Annotated in this window: 22 protein-coding genes and 1 pseudogene; 14 read left to right on the top strand and 9 right to left on the bottom strand. The window is 37.6% G+C overall.

The annotated features are described in order from the left end of the window. Positions 1 to 323 precede the first annotated feature (323 nt). The gene (locus AN490_RS06850; RefSeq protein ID WP_300001137.1) at positions 324 to 1,733 is read left to right on the top strand and encodes an aspartate ammonia-lyase; all 1,410 of its coding nucleotides are present in this window, start codon (positions 324 to 326) and stop codon (positions 1,731 to 1,733) included. Between the two features lie 58 nt (positions 1,734 to 1,791). On the opposite strand, the gene AN490_RS06845 is transcribed toward AN490_RS06850, so the two are convergent. Together AN490_RS06845 and AN490_RS06840 are read right to left on the bottom strand one after the other, a co-directional pair. After that, positions 1,792 to 2,205 carry a PIN domain-containing protein gene (locus tag AN490_RS06845; protein ID WP_300001135.1) on the bottom strand — a complete coding sequence of 138 codons (414 nt, stop codon included), beginning with the start codon at positions 2,203 to 2,205 and terminating at the stop codon, positions 1,792 to 1,794. A 2-nt stretch (positions 2,206 to 2,207) separates the two neighbouring features. Next, positions 2,208 to 2,495, bottom strand: a complete 288-nt coding sequence (locus tag AN490_RS06840) for a hypothetical protein (protein ID WP_148765654.1) — start codon at positions 2,493 to 2,495, stop codon at positions 2,208 to 2,210. Positions 2,496 to 3,080: 585 nt separating this feature from the next. Between AN490_RS06840 and AN490_RS06835 the strand changes: the two genes are divergently transcribed. Further along, positions 3,081 to 3,671 (top strand): nicotinate-nucleotide adenylyltransferase, encoded by a 591-nt coding sequence (locus AN490_RS06835; RefSeq protein WP_271820463.1) that lies wholly within the window; start codon positions 3,081 to 3,083, stop codon positions 3,669 to 3,671. Then, positions 3,641 to 4,387, top strand: coding sequence for an NUDIX domain-containing protein (locus tag AN490_RS06830; RefSeq protein ID WP_271820464.1), 747 nt, complete (start codon positions 3,641 to 3,643; stop codon positions 4,385 to 4,387). The genes AN490_RS06835 and AN490_RS06830 overlap by 31 nt, the downstream gene beginning before the upstream one ends. Positions 4,388 to 4,479: 92 nt before the next feature. On the opposite strand, the pseudogene AN490_RS06825 reads toward AN490_RS06830, so the two are convergent. Further along, positions 4,480 to 4,720 (bottom strand): annotated as a pseudogene (locus AN490_RS06825) (IS4 family transposase); the annotation flags it as partial. A gap of 218 nt (positions 4,721 to 4,938) precedes the next feature. On the opposite strand from AN490_RS06825, the gene AN490_RS06820 reads away from it, so the two are divergent. The 3 genes from AN490_RS06820 to AN490_RS06810 all read left to right on the top strand — a co-directional run bounded on the left by AN490_RS06820 (position 4,939) and on the right by AN490_RS06810 (position 8,621). Further along, positions 4,939 to 6,630, top strand: a complete 1,692-nt coding sequence (locus AN490_RS06820; protein WP_300001131.1) for an NAD+ synthase — start codon at positions 4,939 to 4,941, stop codon at positions 6,628 to 6,630. A gap of 241 nt (positions 6,631 to 6,871) precedes the next feature. Then, the gene (locus AN490_RS06815) at positions 6,872 to 7,780 is read left to right on the top strand and encodes a M23 family metallopeptidase (protein ID WP_300001129.1); all 909 of its coding nucleotides are present in this window, start codon (positions 6,872 to 6,874) and stop codon (positions 7,778 to 7,780) included. Positions 7,781 to 8,084: 304 nt separating this feature from the next. After that, on the top strand, positions 8,085 to 8,621 hold the full coding sequence (locus AN490_RS06810) for a late competence development ComFB family protein (RefSeq protein WP_300001127.1): 537 nt from the start codon (positions 8,085 to 8,087) through the stop codon (positions 8,619 to 8,621). A gap of 192 nt (positions 8,622 to 8,813) precedes the next feature. On the opposite strand, the gene AN490_RS06805 is transcribed toward AN490_RS06810, so the two are convergent. Then, positions 8,814 to 9,515, bottom strand: a complete 702-nt coding sequence (locus tag AN490_RS06805; RefSeq protein WP_148765666.1) for a L,D-transpeptidase — start codon at positions 9,513 to 9,515, stop codon at positions 8,814 to 8,816. A 290-nt stretch (positions 9,516 to 9,805) separates the two neighbouring features. On the opposite strand from AN490_RS06805, the gene AN490_RS06800 reads away from it, so the two are divergent. Further along, positions 9,806 to 10,462, top strand: a complete 657-nt coding sequence (locus AN490_RS06800) for a sigma-70 family RNA polymerase sigma factor (RefSeq protein ID WP_015078515.1) — start codon at positions 9,806 to 9,808, stop codon at positions 10,460 to 10,462. Between the two features lie 116 nt (positions 10,463 to 10,578). Further along, positions 10,579 to 11,040 (top strand): zf-HC2 domain-containing protein, encoded by a 462-nt coding sequence (locus tag AN490_RS06795; protein WP_366925024.1) that lies wholly within the window; start codon positions 10,579 to 10,581, stop codon positions 11,038 to 11,040. 170 nt (positions 11,041 to 11,210) lie between these two features. Here the strand turns inward: AN490_RS06795 and AN490_RS06790 are convergent, their stop codons facing one another. From AN490_RS06790 to AN490_RS06775, 4 genes are all read right to left on the bottom strand, one after another. Next, a complete protein-coding gene (locus AN490_RS06790; protein WP_174783126.1) occupies positions 11,211 to 11,498 on the bottom strand; it encodes a hypothetical protein in 288 nt (95 codons plus the stop codon). 64 nt (positions 11,499 to 11,562) lie between these two features. After that, a complete protein-coding gene (locus AN490_RS06785; protein ID WP_148765672.1) occupies positions 11,563 to 11,832 on the bottom strand; it encodes a colicin E5-related ribonuclease in 270 nt (89 codons plus the stop codon). A gap of 84 nt (positions 11,833 to 11,916) precedes the next feature. Further along, on the bottom strand, positions 11,917 to 13,461 hold the full coding sequence (locus AN490_RS06780; protein WP_300001125.1) for a tetratricopeptide repeat protein: 1,545 nt from the start codon (positions 13,459 to 13,461) through the stop codon (positions 11,917 to 11,919). A 351-nt stretch (positions 13,462 to 13,812) separates the two neighbouring features. Next, the gene (locus tag AN490_RS06775) at positions 13,813 to 14,901 is read right to left on the bottom strand and encodes a nucleotidyltransferase domain-containing protein (protein WP_300001124.1); all 1,089 of its coding nucleotides are present in this window, start codon (positions 14,899 to 14,901) and stop codon (positions 13,813 to 13,815) included. A 467-nt stretch (positions 14,902 to 15,368) separates the two neighbouring features. Between AN490_RS06775 and rplU the strand changes: the two genes are divergently transcribed. Both rplU and rpmA read left to right on the top strand, forming a co-directional pair. Beyond that, a complete protein-coding gene (rplU, locus tag AN490_RS06770; RefSeq protein ID WP_015078509.1) occupies positions 15,369 to 15,788 on the top strand; it encodes a 50S ribosomal protein L21 in 420 nt (139 codons plus the stop codon). Positions 15,789 to 15,926: 138 nt separating this feature from the next. Continuing rightward, complete coding sequence (rpmA, locus tag AN490_RS06765; RefSeq protein ID WP_300001123.1) at positions 15,927 to 16,211, top strand: 50S ribosomal protein L27; 285 nt, start codon at positions 15,927 to 15,929, stop codon at positions 16,209 to 16,211. Positions 16,212 to 16,267: 56 nt separating this feature from the next. Here the strand turns inward: rpmA and AN490_RS06760 are convergent, their stop codons facing one another. After that, the gene (locus AN490_RS06760; protein ID WP_300001122.1) at positions 16,268 to 16,693 is read right to left on the bottom strand and encodes a hypothetical protein; all 426 of its coding nucleotides are present in this window, start codon (positions 16,691 to 16,693) and stop codon (positions 16,268 to 16,270) included. 278 nt (positions 16,694 to 16,971) lie between these two features. Here AN490_RS06760 and cruF point away from each other — a divergent pair, with 278 nt between their 5' ends. The 4 genes from cruF (at position 16,972) to AN490_RS06740 (ending at position 20,206) form a co-directional block, all read left to right on the top strand. Continuing rightward, positions 16,972 to 17,880, top strand: coding sequence for a gamma-carotene 1'-hydroxylase CruF (gene cruF, locus AN490_RS06755; RefSeq protein WP_300001121.1), 909 nt, complete (start codon positions 16,972 to 16,974; stop codon positions 17,878 to 17,880). A gap of 371 nt (positions 17,881 to 18,251) precedes the next feature. After that, entirely contained in the window at positions 18,252 to 19,421 is a 1,170-nt protein-coding gene (gene cruG / locus AN490_RS06750; protein ID WP_300001120.1) for a 2'-O-glycosyltransferase CruG, read from the top strand. A gap of 152 nt (positions 19,422 to 19,573) precedes the next feature. Then, entirely contained in the window at positions 19,574 to 19,837 is a 264-nt protein-coding gene (locus tag AN490_RS06745; RefSeq protein WP_300001119.1) for a hypothetical protein, read from the top strand. Positions 19,838 to 19,948: 111 nt separating this feature from the next. Continuing rightward, positions 19,949 to 20,206, top strand: a complete 258-nt coding sequence (locus AN490_RS06740; RefSeq protein WP_015078503.1) for a hypothetical protein — start codon at positions 19,949 to 19,951, stop codon at positions 20,204 to 20,206. Positions 20,207 to 20,210 lie beyond the last annotated feature (4 nt).

The raw sequence follows: 20,210 nt of genomic DNA, 5'->3' as shown, positions 1-20,210 counted from the left end.
GTAAGTGGAAAGAATACTTACTCATGACTGATCTTTCCATTTGCCTATTACCTATTCCCTAACTAAAAAATCACATTAGTACGGGTAAGCATACCAAATATTGTGTATTGCTGGTAACAACTATTGTGACAGTTTGTGAACAGGTACGTTAAGTTACAGCTAATCCCATGATACTATCCTACTGCATTGTCAAAAATTAATACTATGTCAACTTTGTCCCTCATTTCCCTGAAATGTGCCGTAATTTTGCACTTTTTCCCATATAACAATTGAGTTAAAAACAAGTTTGTTCCCTGTTCTTTTTGTTCCCATTCTCGACTTATATGACTAACAATTCAGATTTTCGCATTGAAAAAGACTCAATGGGCGATCGCCAAATTGCCAACAACGTTTATTATGGTATTCAAACCCAAAGGGCGATCGAAAATTTCCCCATTAGCGGTATTAAACCTTTACCTACTTATATAGATGCTGGTTTATATATTAAAAAAGCTGCCGCTATTGTCAACGGAGAATTAGATTGTATTCCCGCAGATATCAGTAAAGCGATTATTCAAGCCACTGATGAAATCCTAGCAGGTGAATTACGAGATCAGTTTGTGGTTGATGTTTATCAAGCCGGTGCAGGAACTTCTCACCACATGAATATTAACGAAGTTTTGGCAAATCGCGCTTTAGAAATTCTCGGTGATCAAAAAGGTAATTATAAACTCGTTAGTCCCAATGATCATGTAAACTATGGACAGTCTACCAATGATGTTATCCCCACAGCCATTCGCATTGGTGGCTTATTGGCACTTTCTCGCACTTTACAACCAGCTTTAGAACAGGCAATTTCGGCTTTAGAGGCAAAAGCTATAGAATTTCAAGATATCGTCAAATCTGGCAGAACCCACCTCCAAGACGCTGTACCTGTGCGATTAGGGGATAATTTTGGTGCTTGGGCGCAAATCCTCTCAGAACATCAAAACCGTCTTTACATTGCTTCTGGGGATTTAATGGTATTGGGTTTAGGTGGTAGTGCTGCGGGAACAGGTATGAATACTCACCCGGAATATCGGCAAAGAGTTGTGGATATCCTGTCGCAATTGTTGGAATTTCCCCTAGAACCTGCACCCCATTTAATGGCTGCTATGCAAAGTATGGGGGCTTTTGTGAATGTTTCCGGGGCTTTGCGGAATTTAGCCCAGGATTTGGTGAAAATATCCCACGATTTGCGGTTAATGGATTCTGGTCCCAAAACTGGATTTAAGGAAATTCAACTTCCTCCAGTCCAACCTGGTTCTTCAATTATGCCCGGAAAATATAATCCTGTAATGGCAGAGATGACATCAATGGTATGTTTTCAGGTTATGGGATATGATAATGCGATCGCTTTTGCTGCCCAAGCTGGACAATTAGAATTAAATGTGATGATGCCCCTCATTGCCTATAATTTAATTCACAGCATTGAGATTTTAGGTAACACAATTTCGGCTTTAACTACAAGCTGTATTCAAGGAATTACTGCTAACAAAGAACGTTGTTTAGCCTATGCTGAAGGTAGTTTAGCACTAGTCACCGCCCTAAATACTCATATTGGTTATTTGAATGCTGCGGCTGTGGCTAAGGAATCGTTAGAAACAGGTAAATCTCTCCGGCAAATAGTTCTAGAAAAAGGTTTAATGACAGAAGCAGAATTAGCAACTGTGTTAGATTTAGACCAAATGAGTGCAATTGTTCCTTTAAAATAAGTACAAAATACAAGATCCCCGACTTCTTTAAGAAGTCGGATATCTGATTGATAGCCTATTAAGGAAATATCTCAAAACCGGCACAATGTTGTGGACTAATAATACTAAAAATAGGTTTATTTAAAGTAAAAATCTTAGTAATATTCATCCTTTCCGCAATAGCAACAATCGTTGCATCCACAAAGTTTAACTTACTATCAGTATATTGGTCTAGAATCTCCGTCACCCTTTTTAAATCAGTTTTATCAATCCCTTCAATAATGACATTACTATTAGCTAATTCAGTTAAAATCTGTCTTGTTGTAGGATATCCTAACCGAGAAGTAAGCAAATGACAAACTTCAGGTAAAACTGTCGTTGGTAAAACCAATACTTCCTTTGAATCAACTATAACATCAAGGATACGCCCATAATTTTCGTTCTTAATATCAACAGTTGCCACTAAGAAACTTATATCTAAAATAGCCGTCATGATTATTTATTTACCTCATGATTAAATTCCTTAATACCCCTAGTTGGATCAATTTCCAGTTCTCCGTTTTCTGTATCTTTGTCTGATAAATTGGGTTCACTAGACTCTCCTATACCAGAAATACTTAATAAAAAATTACTCTCCTCTGGTTCATTATTAATAGCCGCAGGAGTTAAATTCAGCTTAAAAAGTAAAGATTCAATAAAATCAGCTAATTCAGGAAGTGCTGCCAGTGGAAGTTCATTAATAGCTTGAGATAATTGTTCGTGGGTGAGACTTACAGAATCCATAATTGATATCATCCTTCTATGGAAATAACTTTTATCTGTTTTCAAAGAAATTGGTATTAATTTCTTCTTGGTTTTCCTATGCTTATATAAATTTAGTTTCTACTGTTATATAATAACGCAATTATTCCCCATGCAAACACAAAAACCATTTGTTAGTCTAATTCGGGCTAAACCCTTAAACTTATTATATGTAAAGCTGCACAGAATCATAAAATTCATTAATTCATCCATTTTCATCTGCGTTTATCTGCGTTTATCTGCGGTCAATTATTCTTAAAATCTTATCCAACTCCTGGATATTGACTGGCTGTACTATTAAGAAATATAAATTAATTGTAAAAAATATCCTAACTCCCTTGTAAATATAGGCTTTTCAGGAATTTGTCATTATTTATTAGCCAAGGCTTGACATTATTTATGGTGAATACTACCATAAGTGAAGAGACATTCTTGGTAAGGGCATCTCAGATGACAAAACGAAGTGATAAATAATATAATTTCTCTTACCTCTGGGACCTCTGTGCCTCTGTGGTTCGTTCAAATTACTCTAGAAATTGTAAGCAAGCAGCATCAAAATATAAAATCATGAAAATTGCTTTATTTGGTACAAGTGCAGATCCTCCAACTGCTGGACATTTAATAATTCTCAAATGGTTATCTGAACGTTATGATTGGGTAGCTGTATGGGCTGCGGATAATCCCATGAAGTCCCAACAAACACCTTTACCTCATAGGGCTGCAATGTTGGAATTGTTAATTAAAGATATCAATGTTGCTCAACAAAATATTGCATTAGAACAAGATTTAAGTAGTTGGAAGACTCTAGAAACTGTAGGTAAAGCAAAATTAAAATGGGGAGAAAATATTGAATATACTTTAGTAATTGGTGCTGATTTAGTAAATCAATTACCGCGCTGGTATCATGTTGAAGACTTATTAAAACAAGTGCAATTACTCGTAATTCCCAGACCAGGATATATAATAGATGATTCTGGTTTAGATAAAGTTAAACAAATTGGCGGAAAAATTGCCATTGCTAATTTGATTGGTTTAGATGTTTCCTCTACCGCTTTTCGTGAACAAGGAGATATTAATACTCTCACACCTCCCGTCCTTGCCTACATTCATCAACAGCATTTGTACGAATGCCAATACGTAACCAAAAAAAGATTTTAAACCCCATAAATCAACAACCTTTAGCTGATTTTAAAGTTGGTGTTGATAATGTGATTTTTTCTGTAGATACTGCCCAAAATCGGTTGTTGGTTCTCTTAGTTATGCGACAGCAAGAACCATTTTTAAATCATTGGAGTCTTCCTGGCACTTTAGTTCGTCAAGGAGAATCTTTAGAAGATGCTGCTTATCGGATTATGGCTGAGAAAATAAAGGTAAATAATCTTTATTTAGCGCAACTTTATACTTTTGGTGGTCCAAATCGTGACCCCAGGGAAAAAATTGATAGCTATGGAGTCCGTTATTTATCAGTTAGTTATTTTGCCTTAGTCAGATTTGAAGAAGCAGAATTAATTGCTGATAAAGTCGCAGGTATTGCTTGGTATCCTGTCAAACAATTACCACAATTAGCATTTGACCACAATGAAATTATTACCTATGGACATGGAAGATTAAAAAACAAATTAGAATATAGTCCAGTAGCTTTTGAAGTCTTACCAGAAACTTTTACCTTAAACGATTTGTATCAACTATACACCACAGTTTTAGGAGAAAATTTTGCCGATTATTCTAATTTTCGAGCGCGGTTACTAAAGTTAGGTTTTTTATCAGATACCGAAATTAAAGTATCACGAGGTGCGGGTCGTCCTGCCAGTTTGTATAAGTTTGATAAAGAAGCATTCGCACCGTTTAAAGATAAACCTTTGGTGTTTATTTAAAGAATAATCGTAGCTTGCTTCCCGAAGGGTACGCAGATAAACTCAGATAAACGCGGATAAATACGGATGATTATCTCAATACTGTAGCCAAATTACGAGGGTTCAACGGCTGTAGAAGCATTGTGAATACGACCAAGAGAGGTAAGCTTGGCAAAAATCTGGGATAATAAAATAGGCTCAGGCTGTTGCGGAAGCATTTTTAACATTTCCCGAACATATCGAAAACCCCGACAGTAAGCCTGAAGATCAACAATCCCAGCACCGGGATTATCTTGACGGAACACAAGCTAAAAGATGATGGGACAAATTAACCATGAAAAAGGAAAGATTGCTAACATGGCCATGATGATCTGGCTCAACTGCCGCATAGTCGTCACTTTTATTTCTGGTAGCAGGCATTGCAGGAGTGTTAGGATATCAAACATGGGCTGTATGTGGTTTTGGAGTTTTTGTTTTGGAAGACTATAACTCTACTACATCAGCCCTCTCTCTTCATCCTCTTTTTTTGGCTATAGTATTGTTATCTATTCTTTATTCTCTTTTTTATGATCATGAAAATTGCTATTGCTCAAATTAATCCTATTATTGGTGATTTACTAGGAAATGCTCAAAAAATCCGGGAAATGTCACAACAAGCAGCATCAGAAAATGTTCGTTTATTATTAACACCTGAATTATCAATTTGTGGTTATCCACCGAGGGATTTATTAGTTAATCCTAGTTTTATAGAAGCAATTGATAACACATTGCAAAAATTAGCTGAAGATTTACCAGCAAATTTAGCTGTATTGGTGGGAACTGTGGTTAAAAATTCCCAAGCGCACATTTCTGGAGGAAAAAATTTATTTAATAGCACTGCTTTATTAGAAAATGGTAAAATTCAGCAATTTTTCCATAAAAGGCTATTACCTACTTATGATGTTTTTGATGAAAAACGCTATTTTGAACCAGGACTAGAAGCCAATTATTTTATATTAGATCATCTGAAAATTGGTGTAACAATTTGCGAAGATTTATGGAATGATGAGGAATTTTGGGGTAAGCGGAGTTACGCAGTTAATCCTATTGCTGATTTAGCAAATTTAGGAGTAAATTTAATTGTGAATTTATCCGCTTCACCTTACACTGTTGGTAAACAACATCTGCGAGAAGCGATGTTAAAACATAGTGTAGTTAATTTTCAGCAACCGATTATTTATACAAATCAAGTTGGTGGAAATGATGATTTAGTTTTTGACGGACGCAGTTTTGCTTTAAATAAACAAGGTGAAATTGTTTGTCGTGCAAAAGGTTTTGTATCTGACTTTTTGACTGTTGAATTTAATAGCAATAAACAAGATTTAGATTTCGGTGATATTTCTCCTGTTGATGAATCTGAAGATGAGGAAATTTGGAATGCTTTGGTTTTGGGAGTAAAAGATTATGTTGGTAAATGTCGCTTTTCTAAAGTATTATTGGGTTTAAGTGGAGGAGTTGATTCCGCTTTAGTTGCGGCTATTGCGACTGTGGCATTAGGAAAAGAAAATGTGATTGGTGTGTTAATGCCTTCTCCCTATAGTTCGGAACATTCTATTAGTGATGCTTTAACATTAGCAGCAAATTTAGATATTCAAACTCAACTTTTACCTATTGGGGAATTAATGGCAAGTTTTGATAATTCCCTAGATGAATTATTTGCAGGAACAGAATTTGGGATTGCAGAAGAAAACCTGCAATCTCGAATTCGTGGTAATTTATTAATGGCAATTTCTAATAAATTTGGCTATCTACTTTTATCTACTGGCAACAAATCAGAAGTTGCTGTTGGTTATTGCACCCTTTATGGTGATATGAATGGTGGTTTATCAGTCATTGCTGATGTTCCCAAAACTCGCGTTTATTCTATCTGCAAATGGTTAAATTCTCATCAACAAAAAGAAGTTATTCCCGAAAATATTCTCACGAAAGCACCAAGCGCAGAACTTAAACCGGGTCAAGTTGACCAAGATTCTCTTCCACCTTATGAAATTTTAGATGATATTCTCGACCGTTTGATTCATCAACATCAATCAGCAACAGAAATTATTAGCGCAGGTCATGAACCGGCAATTGTAGATAGAGTATTACAATTATTATCTCGTGCGGAGTTTAAACGCCGACAAGCAGCACCGGGATTAAAAATTACTGACCGCGCTTTTGGGACTGGTTGGAGAATGCCTATTGCTAGTAGTTGGTCAGCGTTGAGGAATACTTCTTCTCCATAATTTTTACTGATGTGTATTAACCTCAATTAATTCCACACACTTATCCAAATTATCCCTAAATAACGGCTTATTAGCCTATAACTAAGTAGGTGAACGGAAAAAACCGTAGACGCGAAGCGGCTTCTCGAAGAGTAATATGTAAAGAAAAGTAAAATCGCCCAAACCCTCTTCACTCTTGCCTCTTGCCTCTTGCCTCTTGCCTAGTGCCATAACGACGATTTTCAATGCTAACCTACTTACCATGACTAACACTATTAATCCACAGCATAAATTGCGAAATTTTAGTATCATCAACCCTACCAAAATATTAATAGGTATAATTGCCACTGTTCCCATGGCTTTAGGCTTACCCGCAAAAGCTTTAGAAATACAGGTATTACCTAAAAATCCCCAATTGGGAGATACAATTTCCGTAGTAATTGAGGCAGATTCTCAAGAAAAGATTAGTAACCCCACAGTAACAGTTGGGGAAACAACATATCCAGCCTTTGAAATTGCCCCTCGTCAATACCGTTCTTTTATTCCCACAACTCCCTTAGAAAAAGCTGGAGTGAGAACAATCAGAATTTCCCAAGATGGACAAGAACAAAACTTATCAGTAAAAGTGCGCGATCGCAAATTTCCCGTGCAACGCATCACCTTACCACCCGGAAAAGCTGGAGTTAATGCTACCGAATACGAACTCAAGCGAGTAAAAGAATTAAAAGCCTTACAAACACCGGAAAAATATTGGCATGGCCTGTTTCTCACCCCCAACGCGGGGCGAACCTCTACTAAATATGGTGTCCGTCGCTACTACAATGGCGAATTTGCCAATGACTACTACCATCGTGGACAGGACTATGCAGGAGCAACAGGTTCATCTGTAGTTACCCCAGCGGCTGGGAAAGTGGCTTTAGTTGGTACAGTATCCCAAGGCTTCCGCGTTCATGGTAACGTAGTCGGCATTGATCACGGTCAAGGTGTTATCAGTATTTTCATGCACCTAAGTCGGATTGATGTCAAAGAAGGTGATTTTGTGCAAGCAGGGCAAAAAATTGGTGCAGTCGGTTCAACTGGCGCATCTACCGGACCCCACTTACACTGGGGTTTGTATGTAAACGGACAATCTGTTGATCCAATCCCTTGGAAATCTAAACAAATTGATTAAGTTTCTCATCTTCAATACCTTTGCCATAGGCTTTTTTCAATTTGGCGAAGGTATTGATATTGTGACTTTTTCAACCCAAAATACTTATACATAAATGGTATAATTTGGTAAAATAAATAATTCAGTAACACAGTAATAGGGGACTTCAAACCCTGATTTATTCCCTAATCTGGACTAATTCTGCTATTGTATTCTGGGTGATTGATAGCATATCTGTTTAGTTTGGCTATCGCAAAGTATATATTTCTAAGTAAAAAATATATACTTTTAACCTGTGTTCCTTCCATACTACCCACAATGTTTTATGAGTATTGAAAAAATAGTAGAACAAGCTCTTCAAGATGGTTACTTGACACCAGCAATGGAAGCAGAAGTTGGGCGGATTTGCGGTAACGCCGCAGAACTGCTAACCGAAGAGTACATGGCTTTAGATCGCCTCATGGGGGCATTGTTGACCGGTGAGGTAGTAGCAGTACCTCGCAAACAATTTATCAACGTCATGGAAGAATTGGTACTCATCAACGTCATTGCCAAAGTAGCAGAAATTGAAGTAACCAGCGAAATTTCTCTAGATGTGGGCGATATAACCGCCTATGCTCTGAACAGGCTGCCTCCTCTGTATGCAACGACGGAAGAAGGCGCGAAATATCAACGAGAAAGAGCTAACACAGAACTTGATGCTTTAATATCCCAACAAGTTAGCGAAGCCATCTGTAAGTATTTAGATACACCAGATTTCTTCCCAGAACGTCAATCATTGAACAAGACCACTGGCAATGAAGTTTTAACTCAAGTTAGTACATTGCTTCAGACCCATGCGGCTAATTTTGAGCCACAATAACTAATAACTAATAATTGATAAGTCGGTGAACACAATAAAACCAAACTGTGTAAAGAAACGTAAAATCGCTGAAAACTTCTTTACTCTTGCCTCTTGCCTATTGTCTCAAGCCTAGTGCTATAAGGACAATTTTCAACGCCAACCTACTTAATTGATAATTGATAAATAACAATTATCAATTACTTAATATTTTTATTCACGAACTGATACCTGTGTGCCGATATTTACTTGGCTATACAGCATTCTCACGTCAGAATTACGCATTCTTAGACAACCATGAGAAACCGCCGCTCCTACCAAGTCAACATTTGGTGTCCCGTGAAAGCCAATTTCATTCCGGCCGTCTGACCAAAAACCAATCCATCTATCCCCCAAAGGACTATCAGTACCACCCTCAAAGATAGCTCCTGTAATTGGATGTCGCCAGATAGGATGATGTTCTTTGTGGATAATTTTGAAATCGCCAGTTGGTGTTTCCCAGCCCTTTTTACCGATAGCGATTGGGTAACTAGCTATAACCTCATCATATCGAGAAACATAAACACGGCGATCGCTTAAATCTACAACTACTTTAGTTGCATTTAAGTCCGGTACTGATGGCTTTGGATTATTAACTGGATCTGTAACAGCATCCAGGCTTGATTTCTGTGTTTTCCAAGGAGAATCCAAGTTAATCACCGCAGCTTTTTGGGGAGAGGTAGGTACAGAAGCCGCAATGGCACTACTCCCAATTTCTACTGGTGAACCCTGCGGATAAACCTCTGTGGATGCAGATTGATTTAACTGCCCTGTTGTTCTCATCGTTTGCCAATGGACAGCCAGAGATAAAATTGCTGTACCAAAACAGAGAAACATGACCATACTCGCTACAGATTCATTTCTTGCCATTGCCATCGCCTATTATTTATCCCTGACATATTTAGCTGGAGGTGAGAATTTTACTGATTAACAATTGACAATTAGCCATTATTTATTACCTATGACCTATTAGCAGTTACTAGTCAAGTATTTAGTGGCCAGTTTTCAATCTGATCACTATTCCCAACCTCACAAAAATTTGATCCCTGAAAACTCCTTTCTATATTTATTTCCGTGTTCCGATTATAAATCCGTCACCTTACTGAGGAACTTTTGACCAATGATCAAGTCTAATAGGAGGGAGTGATTTAAAGCTAGACCGATCCATGAGTCAATCCATTAGTGTATCTTGGTCAACAGTTGATGCCACCTACCCAGCAGCATCGGTGCAAGTTGACAAACTCTCAAACCACGACCTTATTTTACGCTGTCAAGTCGGATTGCGTCCAGACCGTGCTGCCTTTTCAGAACTATTGCGCCGCTATCAGACTCAAGTTGATCGAGTTTTATATCATCTAGCCCCTGACTGGTCTGACAGAGCCGATTTAGCCCAGGAAGTTTGGATTCGTGTCTACCGAAATATTAACCGACTACAAGAACCTGCCAAGTTCCGAGGTTGGTTAAGTCGGATTGCCACTAATTTGTTTTATGATGAATTACGTAAACGCAAACGGGTAGCCAGTCCTCTCTCCCTAGATGCTCCGCGATTGTTAGCCGACGGGGAAATGGATTGGGAAATTGCCGGTGATACCCCAAGTCCAGATGAGGAAATGACGACCAGAGAATTTTATGAACAGTTGCGAGAAGCGATCGCTGATTTACCAGAGGTTTTTCGGACTACAATTGTTTTGAGAGAAATTGAAGGACTGGCCTATGAAGAAATCGCCGAAATTACCGGAGTTTCCCTGGGAACGGTGAAATCTAGAATAGCCAGAGCCAGATCAAGATTACAAACTCAATTGCAAACCTATCTAGATACATAATCTACATCATGTTTCCTCAATTTTATGGCAGATTTTAAGAAATATTAAGGACTGTCAACGAAAATATATATTTTCTGCCATTGAGAAGCAAAAATGAATCAACAGGTACTATAAATATGGAGAAGCGCGATTGTTTCGAGTTATTAAGTGCTTACCTGGATGGCGAAGTCACAGCTACTGAACGCAGGCAAGTTGAAGAGTGGCTTTCAACTGATACTTCTATTAAGTGCTTGTATAAGAGACTGTTAAATCTTAGAAAGGGTTTACATGACATCCCTGTTCCCGCAACTGCTCAGTCATCAGAGGTAACGACTAACCAAGTTTTAACGCGTGTTAATCGCCGTTACCGCTTGAACTGGATGTTAGGTGGTGCAGCCGCTGCGGCTTGTATTTTGGGAGCAATATCTGGTTTATTTCCAAGTAATTCCAGAATGGTAGAAATAGCCACAACACAACCAACAGAATTAACACCAACAGCCGCAGATTCGCCTTTAATGGTGGCTTTAAATAACCCAGTCATTGAAATTCCCAAAACAGCAGTCGCTACCGGTCAAAAGCCAGTTAATAACCTCAATTAATTACCTGGCGGGTAGACTTTTTGTAATATCATAAAATACAACCAAGCCCAATCTGGAAATGAGCAGTTTAGCTTGTAAACCTCTATGTAATGGCGATTATAGGGGTTTTTTGATGTCGGTTAATTTCTTTGCTAGTAATCTTCTAAATTATCTAATGCATTCTTTTAATTTTAATCACTCAAAACCAAAGAAACAAAAGCTGTTCCTTTTGGTAAATTATGGGTAATAAATTGTTTAGCTATAGATACACTTTGTTGAGGATCATCAATTTCACTTAAATCTAATGATCCAGGATCTTCGGATATTTGATCATTGATATAATACCATAAATCTACACCTAAAACGGAAATATTTCTTTCGGCAATTTCGTTAATAAATTCCAGTGCATTAGCAGGAGTTAATAGCAATTCTCCAGCTTTAATAAATCCTGTTTTTTGATATTTATCAATTAATTTCATGTTTGTACTCCTGAATTTACTTATTAGTGAAAATATTCCTGATATTTATTAATCAACATTTAATTTAGTATTGTTTTTCAATCCAGTTAGGATCATTAATATCACTTACCTGAACTACATCACCTGTGATGTCATTACAGACAATGTATGCACCATCACTCCTGTAATATACAGTAGCAGGATCATCTTTTCTTGTACCATCTATATTATACCTTTTATCTCTTGTTTTTTCCGTTTTACCAGGATTTAAGTAAACTAATTCAAGCATTTCTTCTGTCCAACCCCTTTTACTCATTTGTTGTTTTATTTTTTTTCCAATATTTAATTTGGGCATCTTGATTGAATTTGTTTTTTAATATTTGTTTAGTTGATATATTATAATTACATTGCATAAGAAGGGGATATGGAATAGATACTTTCACTCTTTTTGTAATTCTCTAATTCTATCTTGCGCTATTTTTAACCATTTTTCATTCCCTCCCTGTTGTTGATAAAGTTTCACTGCTTGCTGAAAGTCAGCTATAGCTGCTTGCTTATCTCCTAAATCAGAACGGGTATTTCCCCTCTGGTGGTAGGCAATGGCAAAGTTAGGATTGATCTTGATAGCTTGGTTAAAATCTGCTATGGCTGCTTGTTTATCTCCTAATTTATAATGGGCAATTCCCCTATTTTGGTAGGTTATGGTATCATGAGGATCAAGATTAATTGATTCATTATATAAAGCGATCGCACCTTGATAATCTTTCAAGTAATGACGAATTCTGCCCTGATTACGCTTAGATGCAGAGTTATTTCCTTGTGTAGCAAATAGTTTTGCTGATTTTTGTAAATCATCTATAGCCTTCTGGTTGTTTTCAATATTTCTGTAAGCAAATCCTCTACGAGAATAGGCTTCAGCAAATTTAGAATCTAAGCGAATAGCTTCAGTTAAAGTATTAATAGCTCCTTGATAGTCTCCTTTATCAAATTTATCATTACCTTGCTTTAGCAATTCCTCAGCCTTCTTTGTTGTTGCTGTTAGAGCAGCTTGATAAGATAATACCTGATTAACAATATAACCACCAGCAAAACTAATAGCCACTGCCATACCCAAACCAACCATAATTTTCGTAGGAAACTTTTTAGGGGGTGGAGGTGGTATTACAATAGTTTTATCAGGTGGAATTAGTGCTTGTAACGCCTCAGTTGCATTCTTATAACGCTGACTAAAATGGTCACGCACCATCTTATTTAAAACTTCTGCAAACTCATCACTAACTTGGGCATAATTACGCCAGATAATTTCCCCAGTATTCGAGTCTTCCTGAAATTGTCCTGGTACTAATCCAGTTACAGCTGGAATACCAATCATGCCCACAGCATAAATATCACTAGCAAATTTAGGTTTACCACCTGCCTGTTCCCCCGGCATATATCCAGGTGTACCAATGCCTACAGTTAGACTGGTTTGCCCTTTGGAATTAACAGTATAAACCCCAATTTCTTTAACTGCACCAAAATCAATCAAAACAATTTTGCCATCTTGATGACGACGCATAATATTGGATGGCTTAATATCTCGATGAATAATATTTTGTTGATGAACAACTGCTAAAATTTCTAGAATATCTATGAGTAGTTTAATCGTTTGTTCTTCAGTCCACTTTTTACCAAAGACAATTTCTTGATTCAGATCATATCCATCTACAAATTCTTGCACAAGATAAAATTCGTCCTTTTCTTCAAAATAGGCAGCAAGTGAAGGTATTTGGTCATGTTTACCGAAATTTTGTAAAACCTTAGCTTCCTCCTCAAACAATCTTTTAGCAATTGCTAACACACTAGGATCAGGATTTCGCTTTAAGCGTTTGACTACACAGTGCGGGCTTCCTGGTAAAGCTGTATCTTCAGCCAGGTAGGTATCACCAAATGCACCTTCACCAATTTGCTTGATAATTTTGTATCTACTCAGAAGTGTAGTCATCTGATTGGGATATAAAGAGGGTTTCCTAAATCAATACCTTGTCCATTTTTTGTAGGTCGGGTTAAGCGACAGCGCAACCCGACGCATTTGTTGGGTTTCGTACCTCAATCCAACCTACAAATCAAGACTTTTTTCGATTTGGACAAGGTATTGCTAAATTAAATGTATTATATGACTCGATTTCCCACTTTTGGCTAATAATTTGATTTTTTTATATAAAATTACGTAAAGATGTTGGTACAATTTAAACGAACCTGCATGGACTAATGAAATAACCCACGCAGTTGAATTTTGTTTATTTAGCCACGTCCACGAAGCGTACCCCAGGTATCTTTCCAATTTCCAGATTTTTTACCAACCTTGCATTTCCACCAACTCCATACACAAATCATTGATTTGCTCCAAGTCAGGACGATGTGATAAACTAGATTGCTCATAAAAAACATCCATTTGAGCAACCAAATCTTCCGCCATTTTCATTAATTGCTCATAACTATAATCACCTCGCAAAATAGCCCTTAAATCATCAATATCACCAGCTAAATTTCTATCTACAGTCACTTCTCCCCGCTGCAAAATTTCCAACCCACTGCGTAGTAATCGAATACAGTGCATTCCATGTTTTAAATCATAACCTGATTTTTTTTCCATTTCGGCTCTAGCAGGATTTCTATTTTCCTGCCAAGATATATAAGCCTTCCATTCTCTTAAAGCAATTTGGTAACTTTGACTTTTTTGCAAAAGGCGAATAAAATCTTTACGTCCATGAGTTAAATTTTGGGTATATGCTAAAGTTTCATCTGCTAAAGTGTACTGTTTCAAAACACCTTTAAAATCAATATCCCCAGTCAGCAATTTATATAACTGTTCTGATTCTTCCAAAAACTCAATTTTCCCCCTAATCAAAAGATAAAGATATTCCAAAAAAGCATTTAACTCATCTTTGCTTAACGGAACTTCATCCATAATATCAAAATCAGCAGGAAGAGGTTTCTTCGTAGGTGGATTTAACAACCATTTACGATGAGTTTCCATCTTCTTAATTTGAGCAAAAGCATAACCAGAATAAGTATGCTTTACCTTTTTACTCAAAAATAAATGACGGTGATTAATTAAATGTTGTCCGACATTTGTTAAAAAAGGATAATTAGTTAACCACAGCAATTCTAAAACATTGGGATTTGCACCAGCTAATAAATGAATAACCTTTCTTAATTCATAAATAACCGTATCTTCATTACCATCTATAAACGGAAATATCCCCGGTTCATCCCAACCAGAATCCTTTTGTTCAATACTATCAAATCCCAAATAATAGCGTTTAGGAGCAATAAATACACCACGATAATCATAATCTGATTCTGGACGATTTAAACCATAACCATGACTACCAGCTAAACCCACAAAAATAGTTCTTTGTTCAACTTCAATTCTTTTCATCTTTATCTAATAAAAATTAAATTTTCATTTTCAGCATTAACTAAATTATAATTGATAATTCGTAACAATTATCACATTTTTCTAAAATTCTCCCGATTTTGTTGGGTTTCACTTCCCTCTACCCAACCTACAATTTTCTTAAATTATTTATGAAAAATCTGAAAGTGAATAGTAAAAAAATCTGAGCAACCCTATTTAAATTGCTCAGATTAGTTAAAAAATTTTCCGTCTGTGTCATGGTTAACTACAAACACCAGAATTATCTTTTCGGAAATCAGCGAGAAATAAAATTATATTTTCTCAAAGGTTGACTGATTAACCATCAATCAGGTAATATAGTAGATTGTCTGTCTAATTCCTGCTCGGATCAGGTAGACATACTGCAAAAGCTGGCAAAGCTATAAATAATAGCGTCTCTACAGGAGATTATAGCCAGCTACCTGTACGGCAACCTCAAGGACGATTTAATGACTTACGCGATTATTGAAACTGGCGGTAAACAAATGAAAGTAGAAGCAGGTCGCTTTTACGACATTGAACTACTAACCGCTGAACCAGATGAAAAAGTTACCATCAACGCAGTATTACTTGTACATCACGAAGGCGCAGTTTCCATTGGACAACCTTTAGTAGAAGGTGCAACCGTGGAAGGGACAATTATGCGACACTTTAGAGGTCGCAAAGTCCTGGTGTATAAGATGAAACCTAAAAAGAAAACCCGCAAAAAACGGGGACATCGCCAGGAAATTACCAGATTTTTGATTAATTCTATCAATCTCAACGGCGAAGTTTTAGCTTACGAAGAAGCACCAACGAGTCCTGAACTTCCCGTTCTTGATACTGACTTTGTGGAAGAAACCGCTGACGAATCATCCGAAGAATCATAAAAAAAGGTTTAAGTTACTAGTTAGGCAAGAGGGAAAAGGTGATAGAGAGTAATTACCAATTACCAATTACTTTTTTCCCAGCCTAAACTGGATAACTAGCAACCTGGGATAAATAAAGTAAATAGAAAAGAGGGAATCATGGCTCATAAGAAGGGAACTGGTAGTACGCGAAACGGTCGTGACTCGAATGCTCAACGACTAGGCGTAAAGCGTTATGGTGGACAAACTGTACGCGCAGGTAATATTCTAGTCCGTCAACGTGGTACTAAGGTTCATCCTGGTAACAACGTTGGTATTGGTAGTGATGATACCTTGTTTGCTTTAATTGACGGTGTAGTTACCTTTGAAAGAAGAGGTAAAAGCCAGAAGAAAGTTAGCGTTTATGCAGCAGCAGTAGAATTCGTAGAAGCTGTAGCTGGTTAATTCGTTATTAGTCATTGGTCATTCGTTATTAATTAATTAATGACTAATGACTACTTTTAAATGTAGTGATTGATAAGTGCGCCCATTCCTAGTCCTAACAGTGAGCAAAAAGATATACAGCCAAAAGCTAATGCTGGTTTTAAACCAACTGTTTGAAAGTCTATTTTGGCTAGGATAGTCGCGCACATAACGAGTAAAGTATCAAGAAATACCCGAAACCAGGCAATCATTAGAAAAAATAGGAAAGCTGCTAAGATAGCCACAAGAAAAGTCCTAGCGTTTGACTTGAAGAAAATATGAGCATAATCATCTAGTTTTAACCAAGGGTTGGTGACTAAGATTAGGGATAGCAGGATAGTTACCACAGTTATCAGTCGGACATACCACTGGGCTTTTTCTTCAAATATCAACCAGCCCAATGTACTGTAACTCAGTAATACAAGTGTTAGGGAAAACCAAGGAATCTTTTTCAAAATTGACATATAGCAGGAGTCAGGAATAAAACAGGCTTCAGGTAGTTGATAAATGTAAAAGTTCTGTACCTTAATCAGTTACAAATCGTTATATACTGGTGTTTTCAATATCGGTTGCATTCATTATTTTACAAATTTACTGAACTCATCAGGTTTCTAAATGTTGAATTCCATCCCTAATTCCCAATTTAAGAGAATAAAGATCAACATTTAGTTAAATATGTTCATAAATATTTGTAAACTGTTAGCAGTTGAATAGCCATCTGGCATATCATTAAGGATTGATCATGAGACAAATTGTTATCGTCGAGCGCGTATGCCTAATTGGTCATATCGTTTCTATGGTATTTGGACTGCTGGGGATATTGATTGTTATTCCCAATGCTGAACTAATTGTTAGCTTATCAGAAGTCGGACAGAGCGTCATGCAGTGGAGTATGGCGGGTGGTGGTGTGGTATATATGATTTTGGGGGCGCTGGGAGTGTTCCTTTATGCTTACCGAACTTTAGGTTTAGCACGCGCTTTAGGATTTTTAATCCCATCTTTATCAATTTCCCTAACTAGCGAATTACTAGGAACTAGCACAGGCTTTCCCTTTGGTTACTATAGCTATTTGAGCGGTCTGGGTTATAAAATTTCCGGTTTGGTCCCTTTTACAATTCCCCTTTCCTGGTTTTATGTGGGATTAGTTTCTTATGTGTTGGCTCGTGCGGGTTTAGAAGTAGATAAAAAACCCAGCTTGTTCCGTCACGTGGGAGCTATTGGTTTAGGGGCTTTACTGCTCACTTCTTGGGATTTTGTGCTTGACCCAGCCATGAGTCAAACTTCCCTTCCCTTCTGGTATTGGCACCAACCGGGGGCTTTCTTTGGAATGCCTTATCAAAACTTTGCGGGTTGGATGGGTACTGGTTCGTTATTTATGACTGTAGCGGCTTTGTTATGGAGCAAAAACCCGGTTAAGTTAGACCATTACCAACTAAATGTACCTTTATTGGTTTATTTGGGTAACTTTGGTTTTGCCACAATCATGAGTTTAGCCGCTGGGTTTCCTATTCCTGTACTGCTAGGTGTGGCACTGGGTGTAGCTCCGGCTGTGCTGCTGTGGTCTAAAGGTTCTAGTACACCTGCAACGGTGAATATTGAAGCAGCTACTAAAGAAGTTGCTGTTGCTAATGTGAAAGTTGCTTTCAAATAGGGAAGAGGGAAGAGGGAATAGGAGAAGAAATTCTGCCAATTACCTCTTTCCCAATTACACAAAAAGAAAGCTAAGAGGTTGTTTGAAAAGTATTATATGAAACCCATAATCTCCAAAAACCTAACCCCCATTCCCTTGTAGGGAATGGCGGTTTTAAAGCCTCTCCCCGACCAGGGGAGAGGTTTGGAGAGGGGTCTGTTTACACATTAAAAACTTTTAAAACATCCTCTTAGACCGGGGAGTGTCAAGCACATTATTTCTCGTAAAGTATTGCGTCAATTTTGGCATCACTCCAATACTGTTAAGTTAATTTGCCTAAATTGCGCGAAAATCTAAACTAGCTACTTTATACGAAAAAGTCAGGGTTAAAATTGTTAAATATTATTCCGCTCCTATTGCTACTTATCCAAGTACCTGCAACAGCCATTTTGCTTTCCCGGTTGCTCAAAGGTCCAGGACGTTATCCAGCCCTCGAACCACAACAACCCACACCAGAACTTTTGGGAACGGTGAGTGTGGTTGTACCGACACTAAATGAGGCATTACGGATTAGTCCGCTGTTAGAGGGTTTGAGTCGCCAAAGTTACGAAGTTCGGGAAATTATTGTGGTTGATAGTCGCTCACAAGATGGTACTCCCGACTTGGTGAAAACCGCACAAATAACAGACCCCCGCTTTCGGGTGATCACAGATGACCCTTTACCCGCTGGCTGGGTTGGTCGTCCTTGGGCGTTGCATAATGGCTTTTTATTCACATCTGAGGGGAGTGAATGGTTTTTGGGCATGGATGCGGATATTCAACCCCATCCTGGTTTGGTGGCGAGTTTAGTGAAAACTGCGATCGCTCAAGGTTATGATTTGGTATCTTTATCACCGCAGTTTATTCTCAAGTATCCGGGAGAATGCTGGTTACAACCGGCTTTGTTAATGACGTTACTGTATAGATTTGATCCTACGGGTATTTATACTGAACAACCGGAACGGGTGATGGCTAATGGTCAGTGTTTTTTATGTCGTCGGTCTGTATTAAGGGCTGTGGATGGCTATAGCAGTGCTAAAGGTTCTTTTTGTGATGATGTGACTTTGGCGCGGAATATTGCCTCTCAAGGCTTTAAGGTGGGCTTTTTAGATGGTGCTAAGGTGCTAAGGGTGAGAATGTATGAAGGGGCGTTAGAAACTTGGAATGAATGGGGACGCAGCCTAGATTTGAAAGATGCTGCTTCTCCTGCTCAGATTTGGGGGGATTTATGGCTATTGTCTGCGGTGCAGGGTTTACCTCTTTTGATTTTATTGGGTTATTTGTTGCTTCCTAGTTTGGTGCTTTCATTGCCGGCGATGTTGTTGTTAGGATTGAATATATTTTTGGTGGTGATTCGCTTTGCTTTATTATTAGCGATCGCTCCCTCTTATGATCGCAAAGATGCTACAGGTGGTTGGTTATTCTGGCTTTCTCCTTTAGCTGACCCTTTAGCGGTGCTACGCATTTTTTTATCTGCATTTCACACTCCCAAAGAATGGCGCGGCAGGAAATACGGTGATTAATGCTATTTATGGTGTTGACCGATGGTATCGCTCTTTGTTCCAATTTATCTGATTGGGGAGAGCGATCTTATTTATTAGAAAATATCTTGGTTCTTAAAGAACACAGACTATATAATTAGTGTATCTGTCAATTCTCTACATTTATTTGCTCTATGGATTTATTAAACATCCGCACCAAAGTAATCACAGAAATTAATCTCATTCCCGAAGATAAATTAGAAGAATTATATAATTTTATTCATTATTGGCGATTGAATGGAGAATCATCTCCAGGTTCACTAGAACAAACTATGCAGTTTGCTGGCTGTTGGAATGATATGTCAGATGAAACATTTGCTAATTTCAGTAAAGAAATCAACATCCGTCGTCAACAGGCATTTTTTGAAAGGAGAAGTGATGAAACCAGCTTTGATTGATACCAATATCTTATCATTATCACAACAGGAACTCATCCAGCCGTCAATTTTTCCGATAAGTGCTTAAATACCCAATGTTCAGGAGATTAAAAAAGGAGATAATTAATCATCATGGAAACATCAATCAGCATTAATCCAGCTTATGAAGAAATAATCAACTTTCTCGCTGCTGGCATAACATCTCAAAGTTTAGTTGAATTTCAAGTATCAGAAACAGTAAAAGAAAGAGTATCTGATTTGATTTTTCGAGAAAAAACTGATGGAATTTCTTCAGAGGAAAAATCAGAATTAGATCATTATTTGATTTTAGAACATTTATTAAGACTAGCAAAAGCTAGGGCTTATGATTTTATTCACGAAAAGGCTTAAAATT

This window comes from Anabaena sp. AL09 (assembly GCF_001672255.1).
GTDB lineage: Bacteria > Cyanobacteriota > Cyanobacteriia > Cyanobacteriales > Nostocaceae > Dolichospermum > Dolichospermum lemmermannii.
The sequence above is the reverse complement of the archived record's forward strand: the minus strand, read 5'-3'. Positions and strand labels throughout refer to the sequence as shown.

Bases quoted from the DNA above. Each gene is read 5' to 3' on its own strand.
- AN490_RS06850 (WP_300001137.1), top strand. From the start codon at position 324: ATGACTAACAATTCAGATTTTCGCATTGAAAAAGACTCAATGGGCGAT.
- AN490_RS06845 (WP_300001135.1), bottom strand. From the start codon at position 2,205: ATGACGGCTATTTTAGATATAAGTTTCTTAGTGGCAACTGTTGATATT.
- AN490_RS06840 (WP_148765654.1), bottom strand. From the start codon at position 2,495: ATGGATTCTGTAAGTCTCACCCACGAACAATTATCTCAAGCTATTAAT.
- AN490_RS06835 (WP_271820463.1), top strand. From the start codon at position 3,081: ATGAAAATTGCTTTATTTGGTACAAGTGCAGATCCTCCAACTGCTGGA.
- AN490_RS06830 (WP_271820464.1), top strand. From the start codon at position 3,641: ATGCCAATACGTAACCAAAAAAAGATTTTAAACCCCATAAATCAACAA.
- AN490_RS06820 (WP_300001131.1), top strand. From the start codon at position 4,939: ATGAAAATTGCTATTGCTCAAATTAATCCTATTATTGGTGATTTACTA.
- AN490_RS06815 (WP_300001129.1), top strand. From the start codon at position 6,872: ATGACTAACACTATTAATCCACAGCATAAATTGCGAAATTTTAGTATC.
- AN490_RS06810 (WP_300001127.1), top strand. From the start codon at position 8,085: ATGAGTATTGAAAAAATAGTAGAACAAGCTCTTCAAGATGGTTACTTG.
- AN490_RS06805 (WP_148765666.1), bottom strand. From the start codon at position 9,515: ATGGCAATGGCAAGAAATGAATCTGTAGCGAGTATGGTCATGTTTCTC.
- AN490_RS06800 (WP_015078515.1), top strand. From the start codon at position 9,806: ATGAGTCAATCCATTAGTGTATCTTGGTCAACAGTTGATGCCACCTAC.
- AN490_RS06795 (WP_366925024.1), top strand. From the start codon at position 10,579: ATGGAGAAGCGCGATTGTTTCGAGTTATTAAGTGCTTACCTGGATGGC.
- AN490_RS06790 (WP_174783126.1), bottom strand. From the start codon at position 11,498: ATGAAATTAATTGATAAATATCAAAAAACAGGATTTATTAAAGCTGGA.
- AN490_RS06785 (WP_148765672.1), bottom strand. From the start codon at position 11,832: ATGCCCAAATTAAATATTGGAAAAAAAATAAAACAACAAATGAGTAAA.
- AN490_RS06780 (WP_300001125.1), bottom strand. From the start codon at position 13,461: ATGACTACACTTCTGAGTAGATACAAAATTATCAAGCAAATTGGTGAA.
- AN490_RS06775 (WP_300001124.1), bottom strand. From the start codon at position 14,901: ATGAAAAGAATTGAAGTTGAACAAAGAACTATTTTTGTGGGTTTAGCT.
- rplU (WP_015078509.1), top strand. From the start codon at position 15,369: ATGACTTACGCGATTATTGAAACTGGCGGTAAACAAATGAAAGTAGAA.
- rpmA (WP_300001123.1), top strand. From the start codon at position 15,927: ATGGCTCATAAGAAGGGAACTGGTAGTACGCGAAACGGTCGTGACTCG.
- AN490_RS06760 (WP_300001122.1), bottom strand. From the start codon at position 16,693: ATGTCAATTTTGAAAAAGATTCCTTGGTTTTCCCTAACACTTGTATTA.
- cruF (WP_300001121.1), top strand. From the start codon at position 16,972: ATGAGACAAATTGTTATCGTCGAGCGCGTATGCCTAATTGGTCATATC.
- AN490_RS06745 (WP_300001119.1), top strand. From the start codon at position 19,574: ATGGATTTATTAAACATCCGCACCAAAGTAATCACAGAAATTAATCTC.
- AN490_RS06740 (WP_015078503.1), top strand. From the start codon at position 19,949: ATGGAAACATCAATCAGCATTAATCCAGCTTATGAAGAAATAATCAAC.